The organism is Pseudomonas sp. 58 R 3, from assembly GCF_900006605.1.
In the GTDB taxonomy this organism is placed as follows: Bacteria; Pseudomonadota; Gammaproteobacteria; order Pseudomonadales; family Pseudomonadaceae; genus Aquipseudomonas; species Aquipseudomonas salomonii.
Map to the genome: position 1 here is coordinate 1 of NZ_CVTT01000037.1, position 12,626 is coordinate 12,626.

The window sequence follows — 12,626 nt, forward strand, 5'->3', positions numbered from 1 at the left end:
TGTCCCGTCCTGAATAAGGTTTACACCTTCTGACCCAATCTCAGGAAGGCGTAATGAATTCAGGAAAAAGGCGCAGTCAGCGTGACTACTCGCTGACCTTTAAATTGTCAGTCGTCGATCAGGTCGAAAAAGGCGAGTTGAGTTATAAAGAGGCTCAAGAGCGCTACGGCATCCAGGGCAAATCTACGGTGTTGAACTGGCTACGCAGGCATGGTCGACAGAACTGGAGTCAAAGCGCGTCCATTCGTACCAAGAGATCCCGTTCCATGGATGAGCCCGACAAGCCGCTGACGCCCGAACAGCGAATCAAAGAGCTTGAAGAGCAACTCGCTCAAGCCAATCAGAAAGCTCAGTTTTTCGAAGCCGTTGTTGATGTACTCAAGAATGACTTTGGTGTCTCTGTCGTAAAAAAGCGATCCGGCAAGCCCTCTCCCAAAGGAAAGTCCAAGACCTGAGTATCAGCCGGGCTTGCCAGTTCATCGGGATATCCCGCCAGGCATATTACAAACGCATTCGAGCATGTAATGCTCGAGCCCTCCAGGCTCAGAAGGTTATGGGGTTCGTGCACGAAAAGCGCCTCAGACAACCTAGGCTTGGAACCCGAAAGCTTCATAACCTCATGCATAGCGAGCCCGAAGCCCCGGTAAAGGTTGGTCGAGACTGCCTTTTCGACATTTTGCGGGATCGCAGAGAGTTGGTTCCTCGAAAGCGGGCCTATCACAAAACGACAAACAGTCATCATCGCTTTCACAGGCACCCCAACCTGCTCAAAGAAGGGCCATCACAGGTAGTTGCTACGGCGCCAGAACAAGTTTGGGTAGCCGATATCACCTACTTGCCCACTCAAACGGGCGTGGCCTATCTGAGCTTGGTGACTGACGCCTACTCTCGGAAGATCGTGGGGCATCATGTTCACGAAAGCTTGCACACGGAGTCTGTGATTCAGGCATTCAGTAAAGCCCTCAAGTGCAGAAAAACAGAGCAAAACCTTGTTCATCACTCAGATCGAGGCATCCAATACTGCTCCGAGCTTTATCAGCGGCTGCATGTAAAGCACGGTATCCGGTGTTCTATGACCGATGGTTACGACTGCTACCAAAATGCTTTGGCCGAACGAGTGAACGGGATTTTGAAAACCGAGTTTCTCTTGCATCGGCCCAAAGATGCGGCTGAAGCCGCGCGAATGGTGGATCAATCCGTGCATATCTATAACAGTGAGCGGCCACATCTATCGCTGAAATACAAAACGCCCGATGCGGTGCATCGGGCGTTTTGAGGCTGAAATAGGTGTAAACCTATGTCAGGACTGGACAGGCTGTTTTTTAGATTCGATAGGTGCTTTTGGTCATGACCTTGGCCAATACGCTCATGCCGAACCTCACCGGCGCCGGGAAGCGGAAGCCGCCTGCATCCAGTGCGCTTTCTGCGTGGTGTTCTTCATCAATGCGCATTTGCTCAAGAATCGCCCGCGACTTTTCATCTTCGGCCGGCAGTTGCTCCAGGTGTTCATCCAGGTGTTTGCACACCTGATGTTCGGTTGCGGCGACAAACCCGAGGCTGACCTTGTCGCTGATCAGGCCGGCAGCGGCGCCGATACCGAACGACAAACCGTAAAACAGCGGGTTGAGCACGCTGGGATGGCTGCCGAGTTGGCGAATGCGCTGCTCGCACCAGGCCAGGTGGTCGATTTCTTCTTCGGCCGCATGTTCCATCGCTGCGCGTACCTGCGGCAGCTTGGCGGTCAGCGCCTGGCCTTGGTACAGCGCCTGGGCACAGACTTCACCGGTGTGGTTGATGCGCATCAGGCCGGCGACGTGGCGGGTGTCGGTCTCGCTCATCTGCGCATCGGGTTGCACGATGGCGGGCGAAGGCCGGTACGGTTGGCCGCTGAAGGGCAGCAGTGTGCGCATGGCCATGTCGGCTTGCAGCAACAGACGGTCAATCGGCGAGTAGTGACGTTGGGTAGTCATGCTGACCTCCGGGAAGAATCTCGGCGGCCAGTTTACCGCAAGAGAAGGCGATGCGTTTGTGCTGTGTCAATTTGCCCCTGTGGCGAGGGAGCTTGCTCCCGTCCGACGGCGTAGCCGTCGCAAACTCCCCGCAACAATCAGCCCGGCGGCCAGTTCATCTGGCGCTGACCCAACACGTGCATATGGATGTGATAAACAGTCTGCCCGCCATCCTCGTTGCAGTTCATCACCACGCGAAAACCCTTCTCGCAGCCTTGCTCTACCGCCAGCCGCTGAGCGGTGAACAGAATATGGCCAGCGAGGGCTTTGTCTTCTTCGGTGAGGTCGTTGAGGGTACGGATCGGCTTTTTCGGAATGACCAGAAAATGCACGGGTGCCATTGGGGCAATATCGTGGAAGGCGAGGACTTGGTCATCTTCATAGATGATCTTCGCAGGTATTTCTCTGTTGATGATCTTGGTGAACAGAGTATCCACAGCTGTTTCTCCATTATGTAAGTGCAGAACGAGTGTACCTAGGCCGTCAGCGCGGGCAATAGGCCTTGTTGATGGCGCCGGCAATCTTGCGGGTCAGCCAGCGTGGGCTCAAGCGCGGGCTGAAGGCCAGCCAGCGGTTGCGTCGCCCAGGAATAATGATGGCTTTGTTCTTTTCCAGCGCGCGCACGGTGTAGAGCGCCACCTCTTCCGGGCTCATCAGTTGATTGCTGCGCTCGAGCTTGGCGGTGTCCATTTGCGCGGTGCCGAAGAATGCCGTGCGCGTGGGGCCGGGGCACAGCACCGAGACCTTGATTCCGCAGGTCTTCAACTCTTCGCGCAGGCCTTCGGAGAAGTGCAGCACATACGCCTTGCTGGCGTAATAGCTGCTCATCCAGGGGCCGGGTTGGAAGGCTGCGACCGAGGCTACGTTGAGAATCTGCCCACCGCCATGCAGCGCCATGGCGTTGCCAAGGGCGTGGCACATGCGGGTGAGGGCCAGGATGTTGACTTCGATCAGGTCTTGCTCGGTCATCCAGTCCTGGGCGAGGAACGGCCCACTGGTGCCCATGCCGGCGCAATTGACCAACAGGTCGATCTGCCGCTCGCCTTCTTCAAGTTCCAGCAGGAACCCGGACAAACGCAGAGGTTCGCCCAGGTCGCAGGCACGAAACAGCACCTCGACGCCGAAACGCTGAGTCAATTCAATAGCAATGCTTTCCAACTGATCACGCTGGCGGGCCACCAGAATCAAGCTGCGGCCGCGACGGGCCAGTGCTTCGGCCAAAGCCAGGCCGATGCCGCTGGAGGCGCCGGTGATCAGAGCGTAACGGGTCATGCCTTTCTCCATCGCAACGCCGCCGAGCCTGTGACAGAGGCATCACAGGCGGCGGGGCGTTTCTTCACTGTTCTGGAGAGTCTACAGGTTCGGCTGCGTCCTCAGCACTTTGCACGCTTTCTTCTTCATCTACGGTGACGCTTTGATCGGTGGCGTCATCGGCGGTGATGGAGCTGCTTTCGTAGCTGCTGTCCATATTCGCTTCGAGTTGGTTCAGGTAGCCGTTCATGCCCAGCGTCACCACAATGGCGAGCATTACCGGGATAAACGCCAGCCACAGGGTCGCCAACACCTTGACTGCTGTGGAATTGCGCGGCGGCGGCGGGCCATATTGGTTGGCGCCTGCGTTGCCCGGCAGTACCAGCAGCAGGATCGGGAAGACGCTGTTGACCAATGGCACAAGGTTGAGGAGGTACAGCCAGCCGGACCAGCCCAGATCGTGCAGGCGTTGCACACCGATTTGTACGCTCACCCACACCAGTGCAACAAACAAGGCCAAGCCCAGCAGCACCCCGAGGATGGTGCCGGCAGTCGGCGAGGCGGTTGCCACGGCGAAGCTTGCGGTACTGATGATGCCACCGGCCACCAACAGCGCCAGGGTCAATACCAGCGTCCAGGCCAGATAACGCAAGCGGCCGATGCGCCCGTGGATGGTGAACACTTTAAGGGTTGAGTATTCCTCGGTGTACTCACCCACGGCAGCACGCGGTGGTGCATAGGGCGAAGCCGCAGGGCGCGAGAAGTCTGGCGCGCTGGCGTCGGTTTCGTCGGTTTCGGCCAGGTTGAAGGTTACCGGCTGCTCGGCTTCGATACGGGCATCGACGCCGGCGTTTTTCAGCGCAGTAAGGTAGGTTTCGGCATCGGCGCGGGAAAGGTCGCGCTTGAGTGCGACCGGGCGGCCGGTGAAAAGCTTTTCGATGGCTGCCACATCGCTTTTGAACAGCTCGGCGAGGTTCAGCTTGGCGGTGGTGCTTTCGACACCCGGAAGCAGGGCTCCGTCAAACACAATCTTGAAACGGCTGTCGCTCATGCGGGCATCCTTGTCACTTGTTCAGGGAAGGGGTTGCAGGCCTGTACACGTGGGCAGGCCTGCTGTTCAGTTCAACGGGGCCAGCGCAGTTGCGCTGCCTGCTCGCGTGCCTTGCGGTATTCGGCATCCAGGCGGGCAATCAGTTCATCGACGCTGGGTAAATCACCAATCTGGCCTACACCTTGGCCGGCTGACCATACGGTTTTCCAGGCCTTGGCCTCATCGCTCAACGGCTTGAGCTTGGAACCGAAGTTGATTTCGCCTTTGCCCTGCAGGGCGGCGAGATCGAAACCGGCGTTTTCCAGGCTCTGGCGCATGAAACTTGCAGGTACGCCGGACACCGCAGCAGTGTGCACGATGTCGGCGGCGCGCGATGTGAGCAGCATCTCTTTATACGCGTCCGGGGCGTGGCTTTCGGTGGTGCCGATAAAGCGCGTGCCGAAATACGCCAGGTCTGCGCCCAGCAGTTGGGCGGCGAGTATCTCATGCCCGTGGTTGAGGCAGCCGGCCAACAGCAGGGTTTTATCAAAGAACTGGCGAATCTCGGCGATCAGCGCGAACGGGCTCCAGGTGCCGGCGTGGCCTCCGGCGCCCGCTGCCACGGCGATCAGGCCGTCAACACCGGCCTCTGCGGCTTTCTCTGCATGCCGGCGGGTGGTGACGTCGTGAAACACCAGGCCACCGTAGCTATGGACCGCATCCACCAGCTCCTTGACCGCGCCCAGGCTGGTAATGACGATCGGCACCTTGTGCTCGACGCAGATCGCAAGGTCGGCCTCAAGCCTCGGGTTGCTGTTATGCACGATCAGGTTGACGGCATAAGGCGCGGGGTTGTCCAGCTGCGCCAGGCCCGCTTCGATTTCCTCCAGCCAGGCCTTGAAACCGCTGCTTTCGCGCTGGTTGAGTGCCGGGAAACTCCCGACCACGCCATTGCGACAGCACGCCAGGACCAGTTGCGGGTTGGAAATCAGGAACATCGGCGCAGCTACCACGGGCAGGCGCAGACGTTGTTCAAGCGAAGCGGGCAGTGACATTGGAGGTTCCCCGAGTAATTGAAATTAGAACGGTTTGACCACGACCAAAATTACGATAGCCAGCAATATCAGAACCGGCACTTCATTGAACCAGCGATAAAAGACATGGCTGCGGGTGTTTTCGCCACGGGCGAAGCGTTTTACCTGGGCGCCGCACATATGGTGGTAGCCGATCAGCAGCACCACCAGGGTGAGTTTGGCGTGGATCCAGGCACCGGATTGAAAAATGGCCGGGTTGAGGTAGATCAGCCAGCCGCCGAATATCAGGGTAGCGATCATTGCTGGTCCCATGATGCCGCGGTACAGCTTGCGCTCCATGACGCTGAAGCGTTCTTTGCTGACGGTGTCCTCACTTTGCGCGTGGTAGACGAACAGGCGTGGCAGGTAAAACAGCCCGGCAAACCAGCAGACGATACTGACGATATGGAAGGCTTTGATCCATAGATAGAGCATTTCTAGTTATTCCCAGGTTCACGGTAACTGAAGATAGTAGTGGCTCATGCGCCTGTACGTCACGTTGACGGTTGTCGCAGGACGATACGGCCCCTATTATCGACGGCTTTCCAGTGGGTTCGTTGAGGGCAGGTTTATGGTCAAGGTCGGTATCGTCGGCGGCACGGGTTACACCGGTGTCGAATTGCTGCGTCTGTTGGCTCAGCATCCGCAAGCTGAGGTGGTGGTCATCACTTCCCGATCCGAGGCCGGATTGGCCGTGGCCGATATGTACCCGAACCTGCGAGGCCACTATGACGGCCTGGCGTTCAGCGTGCCGGACATCAAGACCCTGGGAGCGTGCGATGTGGTGTTCTTCGCCACGCCTCACGGGGTTGCGCACGCACTGGCCGGCGAACTGCTGGCGGCGGGTACCAAGGTCATCGACCTGTCCGCCGACTTCCGCTTGCAGGACGCCGATGAGTGGGCCAAGTGGTACGGCCAGCCACACGGCGCGCCTGAGTTGCTGGAAGAGGCGGTGTACGGTCTGCCGGAAGTCAATCGTGAGCAAATCAAGCAGGCACGCCTGATTGCTGTGCCAGGTTGCTATCCGACCGCAACGCAGCTGGGTTTCCTGCCATTGCTGGAAGCGGGTCTGGCCGACGCTTCGCGCTTGATCGCCGACTGCAAGTCGGGTGTGAGTGGCGCCGGCCGTGGTGCAGCGGTAGGTTCGCTGTACTCCGAGACGTCGGAAAGCATGAAGGCCTACGCGGTTAAAGGGCATCGTCACTTACCGGAAATTCGCCAGGGGCTGCGTCGTGCCGCCGGTAAAGACGTAGGCCTGACCTTCGTGCCGCACCTGACGCCGATGATTCGTGGCATTCACTCCACGCTCTATGCAACCGTTGTTGATCGTTCGGTAGACCTGCAGGCGCTGTTCGAAAAGCGTTATGCCAATGAACCGTTTGTCGACGTGATGCCGGCCGGCAGCCACCCGGAAACCCGTAGCGTGCGCGGTGCCAACGTATGCCGCATTGCCGTGCACCGTCCACAGGATGGTGATTTGGTGGTGGTGTTGTCGGTGATCGATAACCTGGTCAAGGGCGCGTCGGGCCAGGCGGTGCAGAATATGAACATTCTGTTTGGTCTGGATGAGAAGCTGGGCCTGGCCCACGCGGGCATGCTGCCTTAGGGCTGTTTGGCGGTTAAGCAAAAGGCCCGTTGATCGGGCCTTTTGTGTTTTTAATGGCGCCAGCGCAGATTGATATACCGTAACAATAGTTGACCGCTTTTCTAGGAGAAGCGGATAATGCCCGCCATTACGCATATGGCGGCGCTACGCCGGGAGATTATCAGCATGAGCGTTGAATCCTTCACCCCCACGGCTTTGCAATTCACCCACGGTGCTGCGCACAAGGTGAAGAGCCTGGTCGATGAAGAGGGTAATGATCGCTTGAAGCTGCGCGTATTCGTTACGGGCGGCGGTTGTTCAGGGTTTCAGTACGGTTTTACCTTCGATGAAGATGTGGCCGACGATGACACCATCGTCGAGCGCGAGGGCGTCAGCCTGGTCGTGGACCCGATGAGCTTCCAATACCTGGCAGGTGCCGAGGTGGATTACCAGGAAGGTCTGGAAGGCTCGCGTTTCGTGATCAAGAACCCGAATGCCACCACGACCTGTGGTTGCGGGTCTTCGTTCTCGATCTGATCGGTAGCCTGATCTTCAGCAAATAAAAAACGCCGCTTGGCTTTGATAGGCCAAGCGGCGTTTTGCTGTCTGCAGGTTCACGCTGGGTAGATCGCGCCTAATACTCGAAGCCCGCGTGCGCCGGTGACACTTGGGCGGTTGGCGGCGATGCCCTCAAGGCAGCAATGAGCCAGCCAGGCGAAGGCCATGGCTTCAACCCAATCGGGGTCCACGCCGTAAGCGGCGGTGCTGCTGACCTGAGTGGACGGCAACAACGCTGCCAGGCGCTTCATCAGCGTGGCGTTATGCGCGCCGCCACCACAGACCAGCAGGGTTTCGGTGTCGGTTTGTGCCGCTTGCAGGGACTCGACGATGGTCTGTGCGGTCAGTTCAAGCAGAGTCGCTTGCACATCCTCTGGCTGGAACGCTGGCAATCTGGCCAGGTGGTGTTGCAGCCATCCCAGGTTGAAGACTTCGCGGCCAGTGCTTTTCGGGCCTTTGGTCAGGAAGAACGGGTCGCTGAGCAGAGCGTTGAGTAGTGCAGGCTCGACCTGGCCAGCCGCCGCCCATTGGCCATCGCGATCAAAGTGCTCGCCGCGCTGATTGTGGATCCATGCATCCAGCAACACGTTGCCCGGGCCGCAGTCGAAGCCGGCTACGGGCTTGTTGGTCTCGATCAAGCTGAGGTTGCTGAAGCCGCCGACATTCAGCACGGCGCGGTTGCCGGTACGTTCCCCGAACAAGGCTTCGTGAAAGGCAGGCACCAAAGGCGCGCCTTGACCGCCGGCGGCCACATCGCGGCTGCGGAAATCACTGACGACGGTAATGCCCGTCAGCTCGGTGAGCAGGGCAGGGTTGCCGGTTTGTACGGTAAAGCCTCGAGCAGGTTCATGGCGGATCGTCTGGCCGTGGCTGCCGATCGCGCGTATGTCATGGGGCTTGAGGGTTTGTTGTTCCAGCAAGGCAAGGATGCCTTTAGCCGCCAGTGTCACCCAGTGTTGCTGGGCGAGAGCCGAACGGGCGATCTCATCCGGGCCGCTGGCGCACAGGCTCAGCAGCTCAGTGCGCAGATCGTCCGGCATGGGAATGTAGTGCGTGGCGATCAACTTGATCGCCGGGTCTTGTTCGATCAGGGCGATATCCAGGCCATCGAGGCTGGTCCCGGACATCACACCAATATAGAGCGCCATACCTTAGCGCTTCGCCGAGGCCAGCAGGGTGGAGCGCTCCTGGTCCATGCGGGCCATCAGTGGCTGGCTCTGCTGCAGGAAGCGCGCGCGCTCGGCCTTGGCAATCGGGTCGGCCATTGGCAGCTTCTGGCCCAGAGGGTCGACGTGGACGCCGTTCACCTGGAACTCATAGTGCAAATGCGGGCCGGTAGACAGGCCTGTGGTGCCGATATAGCCGATGACCTGGCCCTGCTTCACGTTGCTGCCGGTCGACACGCCTTTGGCGAACCCTTGCATGTGGCCGTACAGGGTGCGGTAGGTATTGCCGTGCTGGATGATCACGGTATTGCCGTAACCGCCGCGGCGGCCGGCCAGCAACACCTTGCCGTCACCGGCAGCCTTGATGGGCGTGCCGCGTGGGGCAGCATAGTCGACGCCTTTGTGGGCGCGGATCTTGTTGAGGATCGGATGCTTTCGGCCCATGGAGAAGCGCGAACTGATGCGGGCAAAGTCCACCGGCGTACGGATGAAGGCTTTGCGCATGCTGTTGCCATCGGCGGTGTAGTAGCTGGTGTTGCCTTGTTTGTTGGTATAGCGCACTGCGGTGTAGGTTTTGCCGCGATTGGTAAACCGCGCCGATAGAATCGCGCCGGTGCCGACGACTTTGCCGTTGGCGACTCTCTGCTCATAGATCACGTCGAATTCGTCACCCTGACGGATGTCCTGGGCGAAGTCGATGTCGTAACCAAACACGCTGGCCATGTCCATGGTCATGCTGTGGGACAAGCCGGCGCGGGCGGCCGACTGTGACAGCGAGCTGTTGATGACGCCATGCACGTAAGCGGAGCGCGTCACCGGTTTGGTGGTGATGCGGTTGAACGCAAAGCCTTTGGCGCCCTTGCTCAGGCTAATGCTTTCGAGGTCGTTGACATTGCTGTGCAGGTTTTTCAGCTGGCCGTCGGCAGCCAATTCGAACTCAAGCTTCTGACCGTGCTTGAGCTGAGTGAATTGCTTGGCTTGTTTATCGCTGGCCAGCACCTCATTAACGGTGGCAGCGGGCAGGCCGACCTTTTCGAACAGCGTTGAAAGCGTATCGCCCTTGGCGACGATCACTTCGCGGTGCAGCGCATTCTTGGTTGCAACGGGTGCCGGCGGTTCTTGAGTGGCCTGTTGGGTGTCTTCCGGGGTGTTTTCTATCTGTGCGAATGGGGATTCTGTCGGTGCGTTTGTGGCTTGTTGCGCGTCGGAAGCGTCTTGATCTTGTGTCAGTTGTTCAACTGGACTTTCCAGGTCAAGGCTCAGGGATGTTCGTTTGGCTTCTACGTCACTGGAAGGGAATACCAGGAGTGCCAGGCTGAGAAGGGCGGCGATACCACTTGCGGCGAGCAGGTGGGTCTTCGGGTAAAGCGGCGGCGCTTTAGACGGTTCTGTGGTCATAAGTAATTTTGACTTTGAAGATGAAATGGAAAAGATGAATGACATGATGAAGATGAAATAACTGTATAAAATATAACCAAATCATCTGTGGCGCAAGCTCGCGAACGCTGGGCTTGCTGAACGGTGTCCGTGCGCGGGACAAAACTTGTAATTAGTCCCTGATCTTGTATGGTTGGTTCCCTTTTGAATCTGAGCCTTGCGGGTCTGTTATGAAGTCGGTTGAAGAGCAGCTAGCGCTGATAAAACGTGGTGCGGAAGAACTGTTGGTCGAGGCCGAGCTGGTCGAAAAGCTCAAGCGTGGTCAACCCCTGCGTATTAAGGCTGGCTTCGATCCGACCGCGCCGGATCTGCACCTGGGTCATACCGTGCTTATTAATAAGCTGCGTCAGTTCCAGGAGCTGGGGCATCAGGTCATCTTCCTTATAGGTGACTTCACCGGGATGATCGGTGATCCGAGCGGCAAGAGCGCAACGCGCCCGCCGCTTACCCGTGAGCAGGTTCTCGATAATGCCGAGACCTACAAGACCCAGGTGTTCAAGATTCTCGATCCGGCCAAGACCGAGGTGGCGTTCAACTCCACCTGGATGGATCAGATGGGGCCGGCCGACTTTATTCGCCTGACTTCCCAGTACACCGTGGCGCGCATGCTTGAGCGTGATGACTTCGACAAGCGCTACTCCACCAATCAGCCAATCGCGATTCATGAGTTCCTCTACCCGCTGGTTCAGGGCTATGACTCGGTGGCATTGCGCGCGGACGTTGAGCTGGGCGGCACTGACCAGAAGTTCAACCTGCTGATGGGGCGTGAACTCCAGCGTGCGTATGGGCAGGAAGCTCAGTGCATTCTGACCATGCCGTTGCTGGAAGGGTTGGATGGCGTCAAGAAGATGTCCAAGTCCCTGGGTAACTACGTTGGTATCCAGGAAGCGCCGGGTGTGATGTACGGCAAGCTGGTATCGATTCCGGATGCGTTGATGTGGCGTTATTTCGAGCTGTTGAGCTTCCGCTCGATGGATGAGATCAACGCGCTGCGCGCAGACGTCGAGGCGGGTGCGAATCCTCGTGACGTGAAGATCAAGTTGGCGGAAGAGATCGTTGCGCGCTTCCATGGTGAAGAGGCCGCGGCCAGCGCTCACCGCGCGGCCGGTAACCGCATGAAGGATGGCGAGCTGCCGGACGATCTGCCGGAGATCGAATTGACTGCGGCTGAAGCGATGCCGATTGCTGCTGTGCTTAATAAGGCGGGCCTGGTTAAGAACTCCGCAGTCGCGCGCGACCTGTTGGGTTCCGGTGGCGTGCGTATAGATGGTGAAGTTGTCGATCGCTCCTTTATATACGAGCTGGGCGCTACCCACGTTTGCCAGGCTGGGAAGAAGGCCTTTGCGCGTATTACGCTCAAAGCCGAATAAAACTGAAATGAGGTGTTGACGGCGAATTATATCTGTCTATAATTCGCCCCACTTCCGGCGCAGTCGAAACTGAAAACTCCTTGATAAACAAAGAGTTAAGAAGTTTTCGGCAGCAAGTCGCTTCAGTTCATCGAAGCCAGAAGGGAGTTGAAAAAGAGGTGTTGACAGCAGCGTGTAACGCTGTAGAATTCGCCTCCCGCTAACGAGAGATCGTAAGCGCAAGTGGTTGAAGTTGTTGAAGAATTCTTCGAAAGCTTCTGAAAATAATCACTTGACAGCAAATGACGCTGCTGTAGAATGCGCGCCTCGGTTGAGACGAAAGATCTTAACCAACCGCTCTTTAACAACTGAATCAAGCAATTCGTGTGGGTGCTTGTGGAGTCAGACTGATAGTCAACAAGATTATCAGCATCACAAGTTACTCCGCGAGAAATCAAAGATGTAACCAACGATTGCTGAGCCAAGTTTAGGGTTTCTTAAAAACCCAAAGATGTTTGAACTGAAGAGTTTGATCATGGCTCAGATTGAACGCTGGCGGCAGGCCTAACACATGCAAGTCGAGCGGTAGAGAGAAGCTTGCTTCTCTTGAGAGCGGCGGACGGGTGAGTAAAGCCTAGGAATCTGCCTGGTAGTGGGGGATAACGTTCGGAAACGGACGCTAATACCGCATACGTCCTACGGGAGAAAGCAGGGGACCTTCGGGCCTTGCGCTATCAGATGAGCCTAGGTCGGATTAGCTAGTTGGTGAGGTAATGGCTCACCAAGGCGACGATCCGTAACTGGTCTGAGAGGATGATCAGTCACACTGGAACTGAGACACGGTCCAGACTCCTACGGGAGGCAGCAGTGGGGAATATTGGACAATGGGCGAAAGCCTGATCCAGCCATGCCGCGTGTGTGAAGAAGGTCTTCGGATTGTAAAGCACTTTAAGTTGGGAGGAAGGGCATTAACCTAATACGTTAGTGTTTTGACGTTACCGACAGAATAAGCACCGGCTAACTCTGTGCCAGCAGCCGCGGTAATACAGAGGGTGCAAGCGTTAATCGGAATTACTGGGCGTAAAGCGCGCGTAGGTGGTTTGTTAAGTTGGATGTGAAATCCCCGGGCTCAACCTGGGAACTGCATTCAAAACTGACTGACTAGAGT

General features: G+C 57.6%; 12 protein-coding genes and 1 rRNA gene. 5 read left to right on the forward strand and 8 right to left on the reverse strand.

Annotated features, from left to right (window positions below; translation table 11 throughout):
- Positions 1 to 53: 53 nt before the first annotated feature.
- Positions 54 to 1,276, forward strand: a protein-coding gene (locus BFP92_RS05735) for an IS3 family transposase (RefSeq protein ID WP_122527355.1) whose coding sequence is annotated in 2 segments (ribosomal slippage) — positions 54 to 405 and positions 405 to 1,276 — 1,224 coding nt in all. Because the reading frame shifts where the segments join, the coding sequence is not laid out codon by codon here.
- 46 nt (positions 1,277 to 1,322) lie between these two features.
- Here the strand turns inward: BFP92_RS05735 and coq7 are convergent.
- The 6 genes from coq7 to hemJ all read right to left on the reverse strand — a co-directional run bounded on the left by coq7 (position 1,323) and on the right by hemJ (position 5,798).
- Positions 1,323 to 1,970 (reverse strand): 2-polyprenyl-3-methyl-6-methoxy-1,4-benzoquinone monooxygenase, encoded by a 648-nt coding sequence (coq7, locus tag BFP92_RS05740; protein ID WP_017138087.1) that lies wholly within the window; start codon positions 1,968 to 1,970, stop codon positions 1,323 to 1,325.
- A gap of 137 nt (positions 1,971 to 2,107) precedes the next feature.
- Positions 2,108 to 2,446: a histidine triad nucleotide-binding protein gene (locus BFP92_RS05745; protein WP_003210943.1), complete on the reverse strand. Its 339-nt coding sequence runs from the start codon at positions 2,444 to 2,446 to the stop codon at positions 2,108 to 2,110.
- Positions 2,447 to 2,492: 46 nt separating this feature from the next.
- Entirely contained in the window at positions 2,493 to 3,281 is a 789-nt protein-coding gene (locus BFP92_RS05750; protein WP_065912484.1) for an SDR family NAD(P)-dependent oxidoreductase, read from the reverse strand.
- 64 nt (positions 3,282 to 3,345) lie between these two features.
- Entirely contained in the window at positions 3,346 to 4,311 is a 966-nt protein-coding gene (locus BFP92_RS05755; protein WP_065912485.1) for a DUF805 domain-containing protein, read from the reverse strand.
- 71 nt (positions 4,312 to 4,382) lie between these two features.
- Positions 4,383 to 5,345 (reverse strand): NAD(P)H-dependent flavin oxidoreductase, encoded by a 963-nt coding sequence (locus BFP92_RS05760; RefSeq protein WP_065912487.1) that lies wholly within the window; start codon positions 5,343 to 5,345, stop codon positions 4,383 to 4,385.
- Between the two features lie 24 nt (positions 5,346 to 5,369).
- The gene (gene hemJ, locus BFP92_RS05765; RefSeq protein WP_017138091.1) at positions 5,370 to 5,798 is read right to left on the reverse strand and encodes a protoporphyrinogen oxidase HemJ; all 429 of its coding nucleotides are present in this window, start codon (positions 5,796 to 5,798) and stop codon (positions 5,370 to 5,372) included.
- 136 nt (positions 5,799 to 5,934) lie between these two features.
- On the opposite strand from hemJ, the gene argC reads away from it, so the two are divergent.
- Together argC and erpA are read left to right on the forward strand one after the other, a co-directional pair.
- Entirely contained in the window at positions 5,935 to 6,969 is a 1,035-nt protein-coding gene (argC, locus tag BFP92_RS05770) for an N-acetyl-gamma-glutamyl-phosphate reductase (RefSeq protein ID WP_065912489.1), read from the forward strand.
- A gap of 165 nt (positions 6,970 to 7,134) precedes the next feature.
- Positions 7,135 to 7,485, forward strand: a complete 351-nt coding sequence (gene erpA, locus BFP92_RS05775; RefSeq protein ID WP_003176443.1) for an iron-sulfur cluster insertion protein ErpA — start codon at positions 7,135 to 7,137, stop codon at positions 7,483 to 7,485.
- Between the two features lie 77 nt (positions 7,486 to 7,562).
- Here erpA and BFP92_RS05780 read toward each other — a convergent pair whose 3' ends face one another.
- Positions 7,563 to 8,654, reverse strand: coding sequence for an anhydro-N-acetylmuramic acid kinase (locus BFP92_RS05780; protein ID WP_065912491.1), 1,092 nt, complete (start codon positions 8,652 to 8,654; stop codon positions 7,563 to 7,565).
- 3 nt (positions 8,655 to 8,657) lie between these two features.
- Positions 8,658 to 10,070, reverse strand: coding sequence for a peptidoglycan DD-metalloendopeptidase family protein (locus BFP92_RS05785; protein WP_065912493.1), 1,413 nt, complete (start codon positions 10,068 to 10,070; stop codon positions 8,658 to 8,660).
- A gap of 209 nt (positions 10,071 to 10,279) precedes the next feature.
- Here BFP92_RS05785 and tyrS point away from each other — a divergent pair, with 209 nt between their 5' ends.
- The gene (tyrS, locus tag BFP92_RS05790; RefSeq protein ID WP_065912495.1) at positions 10,280 to 11,479 is read left to right on the forward strand and encodes a tyrosine--tRNA ligase; all 1,200 of its coding nucleotides are present in this window, start codon (positions 10,280 to 10,282) and stop codon (positions 11,477 to 11,479) included.
- 496 nt (positions 11,480 to 11,975) lie between these two features.
- A 16S ribosomal RNA gene (locus BFP92_RS05795) occupies positions 11,976 to 12,626 on the forward strand; the annotation flags it as partial.